The 16,206-nt window shown below is 71.3% G+C and carries 16 protein-coding genes; 12 read left to right on the top strand and 4 right to left on the bottom strand.

Annotated features, from left to right (window positions below):
• Positions 1-36: 36 nt before the first annotated feature.
• On the bottom strand, positions 37-366 hold the full coding sequence (locus OG559_RS20170) for a hypothetical protein (RefSeq protein ID WP_405105922.1): 330 nt from the start codon (positions 364-366) through the stop codon (positions 37-39).
• A 177-nt stretch (positions 367-543) separates the two neighbouring features.
• Here OG559_RS20170 and lpdA point away from each other — a divergent pair, with 177 nt between their 5' ends.
• The 8 genes from lpdA to OG559_RS20130 all read left to right on the top strand — a co-directional run bounded on the left by lpdA (position 544) and on the right by OG559_RS20130 (position 9,620).
• Complete coding sequence (gene lpdA, locus OG559_RS20165; protein ID WP_405105920.1) at positions 544-1,935, top strand: dihydrolipoyl dehydrogenase; 1,392 nt, start codon at positions 544-546, stop codon at positions 1,933-1,935.
• 73 nt (positions 1,936-2,008) lie between these two features.
• Positions 2,009-3,871, top strand: coding sequence for a 2-oxoglutarate dehydrogenase, E2 component, dihydrolipoamide succinyltransferase (gene sucB, locus OG559_RS20160; protein ID WP_405105918.1), 1,863 nt, complete (start codon positions 2,009-2,011; stop codon positions 3,869-3,871).
• Positions 3,872-3,994: 123 nt separating this feature from the next.
• A complete protein-coding gene (locus OG559_RS20155) occupies positions 3,995-5,332 on the top strand; it encodes a low temperature requirement protein A (protein ID WP_405105916.1) in 1,338 nt (445 codons plus the stop codon).
• Between the two features lie 176 nt (positions 5,333-5,508).
• Positions 5,509-6,024: a hemerythrin domain-containing protein gene (locus tag OG559_RS20150; protein ID WP_405105914.1), complete on the top strand. Its 516-nt coding sequence runs from the start codon at positions 5,509-5,511 to the stop codon at positions 6,022-6,024.
• 387 nt (positions 6,025-6,411) lie between these two features.
• Positions 6,412-7,266, top strand: coding sequence for a hypothetical protein (locus tag OG559_RS20145; protein ID WP_405105912.1), 855 nt, complete (start codon positions 6,412-6,414; stop codon positions 7,264-7,266).
• A 161-nt stretch (positions 7,267-7,427) separates the two neighbouring features.
• Positions 7,428-8,387, top strand: a complete 960-nt coding sequence (locus OG559_RS20140) for an LLM class flavin-dependent oxidoreductase (RefSeq protein WP_405105910.1) — start codon at positions 7,428-7,430, stop codon at positions 8,385-8,387.
• A gap of 23 nt (positions 8,388-8,410) precedes the next feature.
• Positions 8,411-8,722, top strand: a complete 312-nt coding sequence (locus OG559_RS20135) for a type II toxin-antitoxin system prevent-host-death family antitoxin (RefSeq protein WP_405105908.1) — start codon at positions 8,411-8,413, stop codon at positions 8,720-8,722.
• 34 nt (positions 8,723-8,756) lie between these two features.
• Positions 8,757-9,620, top strand: coding sequence for a CPBP family intramembrane glutamic endopeptidase (locus tag OG559_RS20130; protein WP_405116815.1), 864 nt, complete (start codon positions 8,757-8,759; stop codon positions 9,618-9,620).
• A 37-nt stretch (positions 9,621-9,657) separates the two neighbouring features.
• Here the strand turns inward: OG559_RS20130 and OG559_RS20125 are convergent, their stop codons facing one another.
• The 3 genes from OG559_RS20125 to OG559_RS20115 form a co-directional block, all read right to left on the bottom strand.
• A complete protein-coding gene (locus OG559_RS20125; protein WP_405105906.1) occupies positions 9,658-10,275 on the bottom strand; it encodes an RloB family protein in 618 nt (205 codons plus the stop codon).
• A gap of 65 nt (positions 10,276-10,340) precedes the next feature.
• Entirely contained in the window at positions 10,341-11,591 is a 1,251-nt protein-coding gene (locus tag OG559_RS20120) for an ATP/GTP-binding protein (protein WP_405105904.1), read from the bottom strand.
• An 82-nt stretch (positions 11,592-11,673) separates the two neighbouring features.
• A complete protein-coding gene (locus OG559_RS20115) occupies positions 11,674-11,901 on the bottom strand; it encodes a winged helix-turn-helix domain-containing protein (protein WP_405105902.1) in 228 nt (75 codons plus the stop codon).
• 507 nt (positions 11,902-12,408) lie between these two features.
• Between OG559_RS20115 and OG559_RS20110 the strand changes: the two genes are divergently transcribed.
• The 4 genes from OG559_RS20110 (at position 12,409) to OG559_RS20095 (ending at position 16,104) form a co-directional block, all read left to right on the top strand.
• Positions 12,409-12,744 carry a hypothetical protein gene (locus OG559_RS20110; protein ID WP_405105900.1) on the top strand — a complete coding sequence of 112 codons (336 nt, stop codon included), beginning with the start codon at positions 12,409-12,411 and terminating at the stop codon, positions 12,742-12,744.
• A 179-nt stretch (positions 12,745-12,923) separates the two neighbouring features.
• Entirely contained in the window at positions 12,924-14,351 is a 1,428-nt protein-coding gene (locus OG559_RS20105; RefSeq protein ID WP_405105898.1) for an AAA family ATPase, read from the top strand.
• Positions 14,348-15,001: a hypothetical protein gene (locus tag OG559_RS20100; RefSeq protein WP_405105896.1), complete on the top strand. Its 654-nt coding sequence runs from the start codon at positions 14,348-14,350 to the stop codon at positions 14,999-15,001. Before OG559_RS20105 ends, OG559_RS20100 begins: the two co-directional genes overlap by 4 nt.
• A 203-nt stretch (positions 15,002-15,204) precedes the next feature.
• Complete coding sequence (locus OG559_RS20095) at positions 15,205-16,104, top strand: TIGR01777 family oxidoreductase (protein ID WP_405105894.1); 900 nt, start codon at positions 15,205-15,207, stop codon at positions 16,102-16,104.
• Positions 16,105-16,206: the final 102 nt, after the last annotated feature.

Genomic DNA, 16,206 nt, shown 5'->3' with positions numbered 1-16,206 from the left:
GCTCGGGGGGCTCGGGGGGGCAGGGGAGGTCGGGGGTCAGGGGAGGTGGGGGCGGCGCTTGCGGCGTTCGTTGTAGTCGCGCATGCGCTGTGGGTAGCCCATCAGGCGGACGTCGTAGACGGGGATGGCCAGCTTGTGGGCGAAGCGGCGGGCACCATCGGGGCCGTCGACGCGGCGGCGGGTCCACTCCCCGTCGTCGGCGATGAGGATCACCGTGGTCTCGGTGACGGTGGTCCGTGGCTCGATGAACGCCTCGACGCCCCGCCGGGTTCGGACGAAGTTCTCCAGGTGTTCGAGATCGGCGCGGTCGGAGGCGCGATCGCGGCCCGCCGGGCGCGCCTGCTTGCGTCGTCGGAACAGCGCCACCGACCGTCTCCCCCGTGTCCGTCATCGAAACCGGTGCCAAGCGTACGTGTCGGTGACGTGTCGTTGGGCACCTCACTACGCGGCCGATGGGCGGTGGTGACAAGATGACCGAGGTGGGGACTGTCCGTGCCACCCCGCCGTGACCCCCGATGCAGTGACGCGAACTGGGAGTTGGACGTGAGCGAGCCGAACGACGCAACCTTCGACATCGTCATCCTCGGAGGTGGCAGCGGCGGCTACGCGGCGGCGCTGCGCGCCGCCCAACTGGACCTGTCGGTCGCACTGGTCGAGAAAGGCAAGCTCGGCGGGACCTGCCTGCACAACGGCTGCATCCCGACGAAGGCCCTGCTGCACGCCGCCGAGATCGCCGACCAGACCCGCGAGTCCGAGCAGTTCGGCGTGAAGGCCGAGCTGGTGGGCGTCGACATGGCGGGCGTCAACTCGTACAAGGACGGGGTGATCTCCCGGCTGTACAAGGGCCTGCAGGGCCTGGTGGGCAGCTCCAAGAACATCACCTTCGTCGCGGGCGCCGGCAAGCTGGTCGCCCCGAACGTCGTCGAGGTCGACGGCAAGCGCTACACGGGCCGCAACGTCGTGCTGGCCTCCGGCTCGTACGCGAAGAGCCTGCCCGGCCTGGAGGTCGACGGCGAAAAGATCATCACCAGCGACCACGCGCTGAACCTCGACCGGGTCCCCTCCTCGGCGATCGTGCTGGGCGGTGGCGTGATCGGCGTCGAGTTCGCCAGCGTGTGGAAGTCCTTCGGCGTGGACGTGACGATCATCGAGGCGCTGCCCCGGCTGGTCGCCGCCGAGGACGAGGAGTCGTCGAAGGCGCTGGAGCGGGCCTTCCGCAAGCGGAAGATCAACTTCAAGGTCGGCAAGCCGTTCGAGAAGGTCGAGAAGACCGACAAGGGCGTAAAGGTCACCATCGCCGGCGGCGAGACCATCGAGGCCGAGCTGTTGCTGGTCGCCGTCGGCCGCGGCCCGAACACCGCCGACCTCGGGTACGAGGAGCAGGGCGTCAAGACCGACCGCGGCTACGTGCTGACCGACGAGCGACTGCGCACCGGCGTGCCGAACGTGTACGCCGTCGGCGACATCGTGCCCGGCCTCCAGCTCGCCCACCGTGGCTTCCAGCAGGGCATCTTCGTCGCCGAGGAGATCGCCGGCCAGAACCCGGCCGTGATCGACGAGGCCGGCATCCCGCGGGTCACCTACTGCGACCCGGAGCTGGCGTCGGTCGGCCTCACCGAGGCGAAGGCCAAGGAGCAGTACGGCGCCGACAAGGTCAAGACGTACAACTACAACCTGGGCGGCAACGGCAAGAGCCAGATCCTCAAGACCGCCGGCTTCGTGAAGCTGGTACGGGTCGAGGACGGCCCCGTCGTCGGCGTACACATGGTCGGCGCCCGGGTCGGCGAGCTGGTCGGCGAGGCGCAGCTCATCTACAACTGGGAGGCCTACCCGGCCGAGGTGGCGCAGCTCGTGCACGCCCACCCGACCCAGGGCGAGGCCCTGGGCGAGGCGCACCTCGCCCTCGCCGGCAAGCCGCTGCACGCGCACGCCTGATCGAGAACTGATTCCGCGGCGTCCGGCGGCAGACGGGCGAAATCGCACCAGGGGAATGAAGGAGTTTTAGAACATGCCGGTATCGGTCACCATGCCTCGGCTCGGCGAGAGCGTCACCGAGGGCACCGTCACCCGCTGGCTCAAGCAGGAGGGCGACACCGTCGAGGTCGACGAGCCGCTGCTGGAGGTCTCGACCGACAAGGTCGACACCGAGATCCCGTCCCCGGCGGCGGGTGTGCTGAGCCGGATCGTGGTGGGCGAGGACGAGACCGCCGAGGTGGGCAGCGAGCTGGCCGTCATCGCCGGCGAGGGCGAGTCGGCGGGCGGCGAGTCGGGAGGCGGCGAGGCCGCCGCGCCGCAGCAGGAGGAGCCGGCCGAGGAGGCCGCCGAGGCCGCCGCCGAGCCGCAGGCCGAGGCGGAGCAGCCGGCCGTCGAGGAGCCGGCGGCCCAGGCCGCCCCGGCCCCGTCGGGCGAGGGCACCCCGGTCAAGATGCCGGCCCTGGGTGAGAGCGTCACCGAGGGTACGGTGACCCGCTGGCTCAAGCAGGTCGGCGACGCCGTCGAGGTGGACGAGCCGCTGCTGGAGGTCTCGACCGACAAGGTCGACACGGAGATCCCGTCGCCGGTCGCCGGCACCCTGCTGGAGATCAAGGTCGCCGAGGACGAGACCGCTGCCGTCGGCGCCGACCTGGCGATCATCGGCGCGGCCGGTGCCGCCCCGGCCGAGGCGAAGCCCGAGCCGAAGGCAGAGCCGAAGGCAGAGGCCAAGCCGAAGGCCGAGGCCAAGCCCGAGCCGAAGCCGGAGCCGAAGGCCGAGGCCAAGCCGGAGCCGAAGGTGCAGGAGCCGACCCCGGGTCAGTCGTACAACGAGCCTGCGGCGGAGGCCGAGACCTCGGCCAAGCCGGTGCAGGCCGAGCAGCAGGCCCAGCCCGCGGCACCGACCGCCGCCCCGCAGCGCCCGTCGGCACCCGCCGAGGGCGGCGGCGAGGAGGCTGCCGGGTACGTGACCCCGCTGGTACGCAAGCTGGCCGGCGAGCACGGGGTTGACCTGTCCTCGATCAGCGGCACCGGTGTGGGTGGCCGGATCCGCAAGCAGGACGTGCTGGAGGCGGCGGAGCGGGCCAAGGCGGCGAAGGCCGCCCCGGCCCCGGCGGCGCAGCCGGCCGCCCCGGCGGCCCCGACCAAGCCGGCCGCGAAGCCGCAGCCGAGCGCGAAGCGTGGCACCACCGAGAAGCTGCCCCGGATCCGGGCGACCATCGCCAAGCGGATGCAGCAGTCGCTGCACGAGATGGCGCAGCTCACCACGGTGGTCGAGGTGGACGTCACCAAGGTCGCCAAGCTGCGGGCCCGGGCCAAGGACTCGTTCCAGCAGCGGCACGGGGTGAAGCTGTCGTTCCTGCCGTTCTTCGCCCTCGCGGCGGTCGAGGCGCTCCAGGCGTACCCGATCGTGAACGCCAGCATGGACCTCGACGCCGGGACGATCACCTACCCGGAGGCCGAACACCTCGGCATCGCGGTGGACACCGAGCGCGGCCTGATGGTGCCGGTGATCCACGGCGTCGGTGACCTGAACCTGGGCGGGATCGCCAAGCGGATCGCCGACCTGGCGGAGCGCACCCGGACCAACAAGATCAGCCCGGACGAGATCGCCGGGGCGACGTTCACGCTGACCAACACCGGCAGCCGGGGCGCGCTGTTCGACACCCCGATCGTGCCGTCGCCGCAGTCGGCGATGCTCGGCACGGGCGCCGTGGTGAAGCGCCCGGTCGTGGTGAGCGACCCGGAACTGGGCGAGGTCGTCGCGGTCCGCTCGATGGTGTACCTGGCCCTGTCGTACGACCACCGGCTGATCGACGGCGCGGACGCGGCCCGCTTCCTGGTCGCGGTCAAGGCGCGGCTGGAGGCCGGTAACTTCGAGGCCGAACTCGGCCTGTAACTTCCGCTGTCCCACGCGACGGGCGCCCCGGTCACACCGACCGGGGCGCCCGTCGCCGGTACTCCTCGACGTGCCCTGAGCCGAATCGGCCCCGGGCCCATCGCGCGCTGCGAGAGTGGACGGGTGGGCGGCAACCGGCGGCGGAGGCTCGGCCCGGCCGTGGCGATCGCCCCGGGCGCCCGGGTCGACAGGTTCGAGGTCTTCTTCGACCTGGTCTTCGTCTTCTCGTTCTTCATCATCACCCGGGCGACCGCCGCCGAGATCACCGGCTCGTCCCTGCTGCACGCCATGCTGGTGCTCGCCGTGCTCTGGTGGGCCTGGGTGGTGCACAGCGTGGTGGCCACCCGGATCCGGCTCGGCCAGGGCTTCGTCCCGGTGCTGATGGTCGTCGGGATGGCCGCGCTCTTCTGCTTCGCGCTGGCGCTGCCCCAGGCCTTCGACGATCCGCGCGAGGGCTCAGCAGGGCCGGTGGTCGTCGCGGTCAGCTACGTGGTCATCCGCGGCGTGCATATGCTCCTCCTCTACCTGTACGCCGCGCGGGAAAGCCCGGAGGAGCGCCGGCAGCTTCTCCGGTTCGCCCCGGAGGTCGTGCTCAGCACGCTCCTGCTGCTCGCGGCAGCGCTGGTCCCCTCCCTGATCAACGATCTGGGCTGGGCGACCCTGACCCGCAACGGGCTCTGGGTGGGCGTGGTGCTGCTCCAGTACGGCACGGGGCTCTTCGGCACCGAGGGGTGGGCGGTGCCGTCCGCGGAGCACTGGACGGAACGCTACGACCTCATCCTGATCATCGCGCTGGGCGAGTCGGTCATCTCGGTCGGCGTCGGCAGCAACCTGCTCGGCCAGCCGCCCACCTGGCCGGCGATCGCCGCGGCCGTCCTCGGCATCTTCTTCACCGCGGCGCTGTGGTGGGCCCACTACGACGTCATCGGGCCGGCCGCCCGGATCGCGCTGCACGCCGCGAAGGGGCACCCCCGGGCGACGATGGCCCGCGACGCCTTCGCCTACCTCTACCTACCGATGATCGCCGGGATCATCCTGTTCGCCCTGGGCGCCGAGGAGATCGTGCGCGGGATCACCAGCCCCGACGTGCCCGTCGGCGAGGCGGCCCACGGCCCGGCCGTGCCCCTGCTCTTCGGCGGGGTGGCCTGCTACCTGTGCGGGAACATGCTGTTCCAGTTCCGCACGCTGCGCACGCTGTCCTGGACCCGGGTCGCCGCCGTCGTGCTGCTCGTCGCCTGCGTTCCGGTCGGCGTGCGCCTGCCCGGGCTGGCCGCCATGGCGCTGTTGACCGCGATCTGCGTGGGCCTGGTCGCGGCCGAGGTGATCATCATGGCGGAGGGCCGGCTCGCCCTCCACGAGGAGGTCATCCGCGAGCGCGACAGCCACGAGGCGAGCGAGGCCGCCTGGCGGGCCCGGTGGCGCGAGAACGCCTCCGGGGAGCAGCCGCCCGGCCAGCGGTGATCGGGCCGCGGCCGACCGCGCCGGGCGCGGGTTGGCAGGGGCCGACACCCGGCGGTCACTGTGGGTGCGGGCCCACAGGGCCGGCACCCACAGTGGGTAGGATCATCGTCAGCGTCGCGGTGCACCCGGCAAGGAGGCCGCCGAGGGCATGGAGGCGCGGGACGTACGGGACTGACGTGCACCCTTCCCCCCGGCCGGGCGACCGCCTCATGGCGCTCGGCACCCAGTTGATCGAGATCCACCACTGGCTCCGCGAGGAGCTGGCCCGGCTGCGGGCCAGCCTCGAACCCGGCGCGGCGTCGCCGATCGGCGACGACCGGCTGCGCAGCCTGCGGGCCCACTGCCTCAGCTTCTGTTCCGCCCTCACGGCGCACCACACCGGCGAGGACGCCGGCGCGTTCCGGGTGCTCGCCGAGGAGGAGCCGCAGCTGCGCCCGGTCCTGGAGAAGCTCGCCCAGGACCACCGGATGATCGACGGCATCGTGCGCCGGATCGAGGAACTGGCCGCCGGCCCGCCTGGTGCCGACCCGGCCACCGCCGCCCGGGTGCTCGCCGAGCTGGACGGCCTCACCGCCATCGTCGAGTCGCACTTCGGCTTCGAGGAGCGGACGATCATCGCCGCCCTGGACGCGCTGCGCGCCGACGCCGGCACCGCCGAGGAGCTGTTCGGCCTCGGCCCGCCGGCCTTGTGACATCGCCCGGCCCGGTCGCGCCCGCGGTGGGTGGCCCGCAATGAGCGCTGTCCGGGCTGGTCGGGGGCGGGCGGCGGTGCCGGACACCGCGTCGAGGACGGTGCGCGGGGCACCGAATCGGCCCCCGCGTTAACCTCGCCGCCCGCCCAGCGCGTTTACCGGGCGGGAGGTACACATTCACATGCAACGACCCCGGGAGCTGACGCCGCCGGAGAGCTTCGCCGAGTTCGTCACGGCGCGCTCCGCTGCGCTGCTACGTTCCGCGGCGACCAATCCCCGGCGGGACCGGCGGCGACCCAGGCGACCATCCGCGAGGCCCGCTGTCCGGTTGATCTGCGGGAGTTCCCGGACGTCGGATCGGCACGGTACGGCGACAGCGAACCGCTGGTGCCCGAGGGGGCCCTGGAGATCACCGCCTGCGAGGTGCCCTACTCCGCCGGTCGGCAGGATCACGGGGGCACCGCTCCCCGGGTGCTCAGCACCGGCGTCGCCGACATCGTCCGGGCCCTGAACTCCCTGCCGCCGGAGCAGCCCAGTTCAGGCACCCGGTCGCCCGCCGCCGGTGAGCGCGACCTGCGGTGCACCGCGGTGTTCTACGACCACGAACTCGCCTACGTCCTGCGCTACCTCGATCGGCAGCCGGTCACCGTCTACACCAGCGCCAACTGCCGGGTGGCGGTCAACGGCGCGCAGGGCCGTGGACTGGACCCCGCCCTGTTCGCCACCTTCCTCGACCGGTACCGGGCGCAGACCGTCGCCAGAACGCCGCCCGCCAGCATCCCCACCCCGGCCTGCGCGCCGAGCATCCCGACCGGCCGGCTTCGCCTGACCTCGGGGCGGAGCGGCCTGGACGACCAGATCTCGGTCGACAATCCCAGCCAGGACCCGCAACTGCCGAGCAGGCTGGTGGCGGTGGCGGCGTGCCGGTACGAGGTGGGGGACGCGAGCGCCCGGCTGGTCGGGCAGGACGGCGACCGGGACGACGCCGACGCCCTCCGCCCGATCCTCAACTCCGCCTTCGACAAGGGAGAAGTCACCAGCTGCGGCAGCTATCCCGGGTATCCGCCGCCGGCCGTCCTCGACTCGCTCATCGTGGCGGACGCGACCGGCGCCACCGCCGAGTTCTGGCTGCGCCGGGCCCCGTGCCAGGCTCTCGTCCAGGGAAAGAGCAGCGGTGTCACGCCCACCGACGCCCTGGTGGCCGCGCTGGACAGGCGGCTGGGGCCACCCCCGACACGTTGACGCTGGACAGGCGGCTGGGGCCACCCCCGACACGACGACGGCTCCGTGGCGGTCCCGCCCGGTCCCGGCTGGACGGCCCGGCCGCCGTCGGCGATTCGCCGGTCAGCAGAATCCGCGTCGCGGAGCCGGTCCGTGGGGCCGCGACGACGCATCCTGGGGCGATGGCGATCTTCTCCGTCCAGTCCACCCCCACCGACGCCGTGAGCTGGCTCGACCTGGCCCGCCGGGCCGAGGCGGCCGGCTTCGACGCGCTGCTGGCCGGCGACCATCCCGGCTCCGGCGGCGACCCGTTCGTGGCGCTGGCCGCCGCCGCGTCGGTGACCTCGACGATCGGGCTCGGCTCGTACGTGTCGAATCTCGGCGTCCGCGAGCCGATGCTGCTCGCCGCCGACGTGGCCACCCTCGACGTGGTCTCCGGCGGGCGGGCCCGGCTCGGCGTCGGTGCCGGCCACACCCCGGCCGAGTGGCGGGCCGTCGGCCGGGAACGCCCCGACGTGGCCGGCCGGGTGCGCCGCTGCGTCGCGGTCACCGAGGCGGTCCGAGCCCTGCTCGACGGGGAGGAGGTCACCGTGGACTCCCCCGAGCTGACCGTGCGCGCCGCCCGGCTGACCTCACCCCGGCCGGTGCAGCGACGCGTCCCGCTGACCGTCGGTACGTCCAACTCGACGTTGTTGCGCTGGGCGGGGGCGCACGCCGACGTGGTCGGGCTGGCCGGCTTCGGCCGTACCCTCGAAGACGGCCACCAGCACGAGGCCCGGTGGCGGGCCGACCAGATCCAGGCGCAGCTCGCCCGCGTCGCCGAGGGTGCGGCAGGCCGGGACGTGCCGCCGGCCCTGGAGGCGCTGGTGCAGACCGTACTGGTGACCGACGACGCGGAGGCCGCCGCCGCCGAGCAGGCCACCCGGACCGGCCTCACCGTCGCCGAGCTGCTGGCCACCCCGTTCGTGCTGATCGGCACCGAGGACGAGATCGTCGCGGCGGTCGCGGAGCACGAGCGCCGCTGGGGCGTCACCCGCTTCGTGGTACGCGCCAACGCCCTCGACCCGCTCACTCCGGTGCTGCGCCGCCTCGCCCCACCGGTCGAGGCCACACCGCAGGGCGATCTGCGTAGCACCTCGTAGCACCATTTCGACAGATTGCTCCCGTGGCTGAACACGCTTCTTGCCAGCTCACGCAACGCGAGCTACGGAACGACTCCGGCGCGATCATGCGCGGGGTGGAGCGCGGAGACTCCTTCACGATCACCCGTAACGGCACCCCGATCGGCAGGCTCATCCCGATCCGCCGCCGCACCTTCGCCTCCGGTCGCGGCACCCGCCGCCGCATCGCGGATCTCATGATTGCTTCAGTCGCCCACGTTCACGGGCTGCCGCTCTACACGACCAACCCGACCGGTTTCTCGGGCCTGGCGGAACCGGTGACGATCGAGGCGGTGCAGCGTCCCGATCCACGCTAGGTGATGGATGGCCATTGGTATCGTGCGAGCGGTGATGATCAACGATCGCGGGTCGGTGCCGAGACCCGGGGTGGGCACGGTCGTCCTCGTAACCGGCGCGGCCCTGATCGTAGGCTCGGCGCTCTGGCTGATCGCCAGCGGTGACACCGGCATCCGGTACACCGCCGACCACGACGGCACCGTCCCGATGTGGCACCGCTGGATCCCCGCGCTGGCCGGCATCGCGCTCATTCGGCTGGTGCCGCCGGCTCGCCCCGCCCCGTGGGCCGGGCCGGTCGCGCCGTACCGCGAGGCGGTGCCGCTGCTGCTCGCCGCCGTCGCCTTCGCGGTCACGCTGCCGCTGCTCGGCGGCGAGCCGGCGTACACGCTGCTGAAGCTGGCGCTGCTGCTCGGCGTACCGGCGGGGGTGTTCTGGCTCGCGCGGCGGCGGACGCCGAGGTGGCGTCCCGAGCCGGCGCCGGCCGACGCCGTGCACCGCTGGGGGCCGGCGCTGCCGGTGGCGGCCTGGCTCGTGCTCAGCTACGCCGGCCCGCTGGCCCTGCCGCCCAGCGACTACGGCCGGAGCGTCGACGCGGCCGTGCTGGTCGGCACGCTCATCGTGGGCTTCGCACTCAACGCACTGCTGGAGGAGCTCTTCTACCGGCGCTGGTTGCAGACCCGGTGGGAGTCGATCCTGGGCCGCTGGCCGGCCATCGTGCTGGCGTCGCTGGTCTGGGCGGCCTGGCACGTCGGCATCCAGGGCACCGGCCGGCTCGGGACCGACCTGGCGGTCCTGGCGGTCAACCATGGCGTGACCGGGCTCTTCCTCGGCTACCTGTGGTCCCGGTACCGGCGGATGTGGCCGCTGCTCGTGGTGCACGGCGCGATCAACTCGGCAGCCATCCTGCTCGGCCTCTGACTGGGGCTTCCCAGCCTCCCATTCGATGGGGTCGAAGCTAGTACTCGGTCACTCCGAGGTCCTCGACGAACTTCCAGACGTCCGTGTACGGGTCACGTCGGCTGAACGGCACGTGACTGGCATACTGCCGTTCGAGCTGCACGGCACGCTTCCTCGCGTCGGCGAAACCGCCCTGGATCTGGCTGAGGGTGACGGCCTTACGCTCCTGCGCCGTCAACGAAGCAACGTCCGGTAGCCGGCGGGCGACCTCTTCGCAGTTCCCGCTGGCCCGGGCGGTGTACGGCTGATGGTGCAGCAGCCGCCACAACTCGAAGCAGGGGTGGGAGAACGCCACCCGCACGCCGGCCCGGGCGGCGCGGGCAATTGCCTGGTCGACGTCCTCGTGCTGGTCCCGGTCGAAGATGCACCAGACGACCGGCATGAGTTCTTCCGGCAGCCCACGCACCTGCTCCCGCAGCCTGTCGAGCAGGTCGATCGCGTCCTCGACCAGATCCTTGGGCTTACGGCCCGAACCACCCGTGCCGCGTCCCCGCTGGCCCCGTGAACGGCGTGTGTCGTTGGCGATGTGGACCTCGTTGCGCCGGACGGGTTGGAGGTCCTTCACCAGGTCGACGTACTGGGGCTCCGTCAACTCCCCCTCGGTGAAGACCCACACGTCCCGCCGGCGCGCGGTCCCTCGGGGCGGCCTCTCGTACGATTCGCGGCCACGCCTGCGCACGGTCACGCGGCCCCCTCCGCGCCACGCAGCGCACGCAGCCGCCGGCCGATCTGCCCCTCACTGAGGGCAGGGACCCCGCCGAAACGGCCGGCCAGGTATGAGACGAGCAGGTCCTCGCCGGGGCGCGGCTGCGCATCGGTGAGCGGGAACAGCGAGCTCGCCCCGCTCTTGTCCTTCTCCACCAGCCACACCTGGCCCGGGTCGAGCAGGCGGTCGCCGGGCTGGGCGCCGAGGACGGTCACGTCGTGCGATGTGAAGATCAGTTGGCCGCCCCGGGTGTTCACCTCCGGGTCCTGGAAGAGCCGGATCACCTCGGCTGCGAACCGTGGGTGGAGGCTGGCGTCCAGTTCGTCGATGAGGAGCACCCTTCCCTCGTCGAGGGCGATCAGCGCCGGCCCCAGGAGGGCGAACCACGAACGGGTGCCGAACGACTCGTCCTCCCAGGCCACCGGGTAGCTGTCGCCGTGGGAACCGGCATGCCAGAGCCGGACCTCCTGTTCCGTCGAGGTGTCGTGCGGGTCGACGAGTTCGATGCGTTGGATGCCGAGGTCGGCGACGCGGAGCAGGGCCTCGATCCGGTCACGCTTCACGCCGCGCAGCTCCTGGCGGGTGAAGTCCTCCCGGATCCGCAGGTTCTTGTCGGGGCTGGCCCAGAGCAGGTTGCGCCTGAACCAGGCGAACAACGGGCCGAGCTGCGGATGGTTGCTCGCACCCGCGACCGAGAGGAACAAGGCGTCGGGGCGGGTCAACCGGACGAGTTGCGCCCGGTCCCTCAGCCGCTCGCTGGGGAACTCGAACTGTCTCGCGCGGCTGGCGTCCCGGTCTAACCAGACCTGCCGGTGGCCACGGGGATAGGCATGCAGCCACTCCCCCTCCACCCGCTCGGCGCTCAACTCGAAGCCGTACGTGTACCGGACACCCGACTCGATGAAGTCGATCTCGAAGAACGACACCCGCGAGGCCGCCTCCGGGTCGAGGTTGAAGACCTCTCGCGGTACTCCGGGCCTGGACGCCCAGTCGGCGTAGGAGCGGAGGACCGCCTGACGCATCTCGTAGAGGGCGATCAACAGGTTCGACTTGCCGGAGGCGTTGGCTCCGAAGACGCCGATGAGCGGGTAGACCGCCAAGCCCTGTCCTGCCTCAAGCTGGACGTCACGTACCCATCGGGTGTCGTCCGCCGCCTGGGCGACGAGCAGCACCTCCTGCTCGTCGCGGAAGGACCGCACGTTGGCGACCCGAAAGCTCAGCAGCATGCCGCCTCCTCATCGCGGCCAGCGTAACGAGGTGACGGCGTCGGTCCACTCGGACACGACGCGCCGGTCACGGACGCATCGGTCAGCCCGCCGGCCGCTCGGCGACGAACACCCCGACACCGTGGACACCCTCGACCCAGCCCTGCATCTGAAGGACCAGGATCGCTTGCCGCACGACCGTCGCCGACACGCCGTGCTCCAGTTTGAGCTGCGCGGTCGACGGCAGCTTGTCTCCTGGCGCAAGCTCGCCGGACTCGATCCGCTCACGGATGTTGTCGGCAAGCTGCGCCCACTTTGCCTTAGCGGGCATCCACACTCCCAGGTCTGCACCGCCATTCGACCACGAACTACTACCCACAACAAGTAAGGACCAGCTCTTCCTTGCTTTACACATCCTGTTGTGTAAAGCTGGCGGCGGCTGGCTCCCAGGTCTGCAACCCGGAGCCGGTTGTCCTGGCCAGGACGCACCCGGTCGACCATCCCCCGGTCGGCCGGGTGCCACCCCACCGATCCGGCGAGGAAGGGCGGGAAGGCGTGTACTCAACGATCGACAGGGAGCGGTTCCGCGTACCCCAGGGGTGGCGGTGAGGTGGCCGGGCCGGCAGCGCGGCGCGGCGCCGATCCCCCTCGGCCCGCGCCACCGGCGGACCTGGCGCGGATGGCGGCGCTGGTGCTCGTGCGGCCTGCGCTGGACGGCGTGCCCGGACCGGCACGCGACCCCGCCCACCGAGCCGCCGGCCCCACCGCCGCGCAACGCCCGCTGGCGGGACGGGTTCGCCGGGCCGGGCGCGCGGAACCGGCGCAACGATGGCGGTCGGTGGTGACGGGGACCGGCCGGCACCTGCCGCTACGCCCGCTCTGGCTCTGCCGGGCCTGCGCCGCCCCCTGGCCGTGCGCCACGGCCCGGCTCACCCTGCTCCGGGAGTACGCCGACGACCGGACCGCGCTACTGATCCACCTCGCCGGGCTGCTGCACGAGGCCACCGGCCACCTGTACACCCTCAACCCGCACGACGCCCCGGAGCCGGGGCAACTCTTCGACCGGTTCCTGGCGTGGGCCCGCGTCCGCCGGTCAGACGGCACGACACGCAGGGCAGCCAGCGCCGAACCTGAAGCAACCGATAACAGTCGATCAAACCGGCCGACAGCCTGAGGATCTCGGCCGCCCGACCGCCCGACCGCCAGCGAACCAGGGCATGAGGCGGCGCGCGCCTGCAAGACAGCACTCAGGATCCCCCTCGGACGGTATGACCGAGATCCCAAGATGCGGCAAGACGAACGCCGCGCCGAGGCGGCTTAGGTGGTAACAGCCCCCGTGACTAAGCTCTGACCATGCTCACGCGGCTGGAGGTGCAGGGTTTCAAGAACCTGCTCGACGTAGGTATCGATTTCGGCCCGTTCACCTGCATTGCCGGAGCGAACGGCATGGGCAAGTCGAACATATTCGATGCGATCGAGTTCCTTTCCTACCTGGCCAGCGATACCCTCGTCGAGGCCTCTCAGCGGGTACGCGGGTCCTCCGGGGTACGAGGTGGAGACCCTCGCGATCTCTTCTGGGACGGCTACCGGGATCATCAGCACCAGATCAAGCTTGCCGCAGAGATGATCGTTCCCGCTGAGGTTGAGGATGACCTGGGCACCCCAGCGGAAGCAAGTACCACGTTCTTGCGGTACGAGGTAGTCCTCGGCTTCGATCCCCCGGTCAAAGAGGGCAGCATCGGCCGGTTGAGGCTGCTGGGCGAGGAATTGCGACACATCACCCGCGGCGAGGCGCCCAAACATCTCCGCTTCCCGCACAACGCAGGCAAGTTCCGCAGCGCCGTCTTGCGCGGCGAGCGGCGGGGAGGCCCCTTCCTGTCGACCGAGCAGCGTGAGACCGGGACCGTCATCAACGTGCATGGTGACGGCGGGAGCCGTGGTAAACCGCAGCCGAGAGCGGCAGCTCGAGCTGGCCGCACCGTCCTCAGCACTGTTGCCACCAACGATTATCCGACGATTCTGGCAGCACGTCGCGAGATGCAGAGCTGGCGACGCCTGGCTCTGGAACCGTCGGCCCTGCGCACCCCCGACGGCTTCTCCGCTTCGCGATCACTAGGCCCCGACGGCCGACACCTGGCCGCGACGCTTTACCGCATCGCCAACGAATCCGGAGGGGAAGACCAGAAAGGCAACCCAGAGGCCGTCTATGCACGGGTGGCTGGCCGGCTCTCCGACCTCGTCGGTGTCGGAGTCGAGGGCGTCTCGGTCGAACTGGATCAGGTACGCGAGGTGTTCACGCTCTTCCTTGAGGAGCGAGGCGATCTGCGTTTACCAGCCCGGGCACTGTCTGAAGGAACGCTGAGATTCCTTGCCCTCTGTGTGCTACTTGAGGACCCTACCTTCACCGGGCTGATCTGCATGGAGGAACCTGAGAACGGGATTCATCCCGCCAACCTCCCCGCGATGCTGGAGCTGGTCCGTGACCTCGCCGTGGACGCGAGGAATGCTCCCGCCGAAGCCAACCCGTTCCGACAGGTCATCGTCAACACACACTCCCCCTGGGTAGTCCAGCTCTGTGATCCCGCAGATCTACTGCTGGCAGATGTCCGCCCTCGTTCGGGGCCGAGCGGCACGATCACCCGATCGCTGTCGCTACTTCCGTACGCCGAGACCTGGCGAGCATCGACTGGCGGCCCCACGTTCTCGAAGGCGGATGTGGTCGCCTACCTTGCGGCACCGGCCGGCGCTCAACTGCGGCTTCCCTTGGATCTGATCGCATGAGCATGCGGTCCTACTCCGGGCTCTTCGTCTCGGAGGGCAGCTCAGATCTCCCCTTAGCGGACATCATCGAGGCACTATTTTTCAACCGTGGCGTCACGGTCCGCCTCAGCAAGCCGGACTTCTCCCTGTTCAACAAGGTGTCGAAGGACGTGCGCTCGCGAGTTGACGCTGGGCTGAAGCTCGTCGGCGGCCCGGTCGACCTGATCGTCGTCCACCGTGACGCAGACAACGCCGGACACCATGCTCGGCAGCAGGAGATCAGGGCGGCGGTGCAGCCCGTCGGTGGGGCCGCACAGCTCGTACCCGTCATTCCGGTTCGGATGACCGAAGCATGGCTTCTGCTCGACGAAGTCGCGATCCGTCAGGTCGCCGGGAATCCCCGAGGGCGAATGAGTTTGGGCCTACCGAAGGCCCACGAGATCGAGTCGATCGCCAACCCCAAGGACGTTCTCCGCACTTGCTTGGTGAAGGCCGCAGACGAGACCGGCCGCCGCCGAGAGGCGATGGTAAAACGGTTCAACCAACACCGCCGTCAACTGCTGGAACGCCTGGACCCGACCGGTGGCGTCGTCGGGCTCGCGAGCTGGGGCCGCCTGGTCGCCGACGTGGACGAGACAGCCAAGCGATGGGACTCAGTCGACGCCGGCTGAGGCCTGTCCGCGAGGCGTGTCGTATAAGCGGATCTCCTCGCGTAGGTGGTCGTACTGGCCCTGGAGCAGTCGTAGTTGCTCCTCGACCCGCTCGGCGTACCGGTGTCGTCCAGGCAACGAAACAACACTATGGGCGTCGTGAGCCAAGCTCCTTCATCCCGCTCACCGCGTCCGATCGGGGTCGCGTGCCCGAAGATGGGGGTATGCGCATCCTCATGGCCGGCGCGTCCGGCTTCCTGGGCACCCGGTTGGTCGACCGCCTGAAAGCCGACGGGCACCAGGTCACCCGCCTGGTCCGGCGGGCGGCGCGTACCCCCGACGAGCGACGGTGGGATCCGTCCGCCGCGCAGCTCGACCCGGCGGTGGTCGCCGACGCCGACGCCGTGGTCAACCTGGCCGGCGCGGGCGTCGGCGACAAGCGGTGGAACGACGCGTACAAACGGCTGATCCGGTCCAGCCGGGTCGACACCACCACCACGCTGGCCATCACGATCGCCGGCATGCCGGCCGCCGACCGCCCGGCGGTGCTGCTGAACGCCTCGGCCGTCGGCTGGTACGGCAACACGGGCGACCGGGTGGTCGAGGAGGACGCCCCGGCGGGCGAGGGCTTCCTCGCCGACGTCTGCCGGGTCTGGGAGGCGGCCACCCGTCCGGCCGAGGACGCCGAGGTACGGGTGGTCCGGCTGCGCACCGGCCTGCCGCTGCACCGCGACGGCGGGCTGCTCAAGCCGCAGCTGCTGCCGTTCAAGCTGGGCGTCGCGGGGCGACTCGGCAGCGGCCGGCAGTGGCTGCCATGGATCTCGATGGCCGACTGGCTGGGCGTGGCGCAGTTCCTGCTGGACCGCGACGACGTGGCCGGCCCGGTCAACGGGGTCGGCCCGGCCCCGGTCACCAACGCCGAGTTCACCAGGGAGCTGGCCCGCCAGTTGCACCGCCCCGCGATCGTGCCGATCCCGGCGCTGGCCCTCAAGGCGGCCCTCGGCGGTTTCGCCCAGGAGGCGCTGACCAGCGCCCGGGTCCTCCCGGGGGTGTTGACCCGGGCGGGCTTCGTCTACCACCACCCCGACCTGCCGGGTGCCCTGCATGCCGCCCTGCGCGACTGAGCAGCCGCCCGCCGCCGCCCGGCCCCGGCGCAGCGGGCGTCGAGGGACACCAGCGCGGGCGGAAGGGCCGCGACCAAGGGACCGTGTCTGACCGGCGTGCCC

The sequence above is a fragment of the Micromonospora sp. NBC_01405 genome, assembly GCF_045040155.1.
In the GTDB taxonomy this organism is placed as follows: Bacteria; Actinomycetota; Actinomycetes; order Mycobacteriales; family Micromonosporaceae; genus Micromonospora.
Note: the sequence above shows the minus strand (reverse complement) of the source record. Positions and strands in the feature narration are given on the sequence as shown.

What these genes read in the sequence shown, in the direction of transcription:
- OG559_RS20140 (WP_405105910.1), top strand. Translation starts at nt 7,428, where the DNA reads ATGGCGATCTTCTCCGTCCAGTCCACCCCCACCGACGCCGTGAGCTGG.
- OG559_RS20120 (WP_405105904.1), bottom strand. Translation starts at nt 11,591, where the DNA reads ATGCTGCTGAGCTTTCGGGTCGCCAACGTGCGGTCCTTCCGCGACGAG.
- OG559_RS20130 (WP_405116815.1), top strand. Translation starts at nt 8,757, where the DNA reads ATGATCAACGATCGCGGGTCGGTGCCGAGACCCGGGGTGGGCACGGTC.
- sucB (WP_405105918.1), top strand. Translation starts at nt 2,009, where the DNA reads ATGCCGGTATCGGTCACCATGCCTCGGCTCGGCGAGAGCGTCACCGAG.
- OG559_RS20115 (WP_405105902.1), bottom strand. Translation starts at nt 11,901, where the DNA reads ATGCCCGCTAAGGCAAAGTGGGCGCAGCTTGCCGACAACATCCGTGAG.
- OG559_RS20100 (WP_405105896.1), top strand. Translation starts at nt 14,348, where the DNA reads ATGAGCATGCGGTCCTACTCCGGGCTCTTCGTCTCGGAGGGCAGCTCA.
- OG559_RS20095 (WP_405105894.1), top strand. Translation starts at nt 15,205, where the DNA reads ATGCGCATCCTCATGGCCGGCGCGTCCGGCTTCCTGGGCACCCGGTTG.
- OG559_RS20105 (WP_405105898.1), top strand. Translation starts at nt 12,924, where the DNA reads ATGCTCACGCGGCTGGAGGTGCAGGGTTTCAAGAACCTGCTCGACGTA.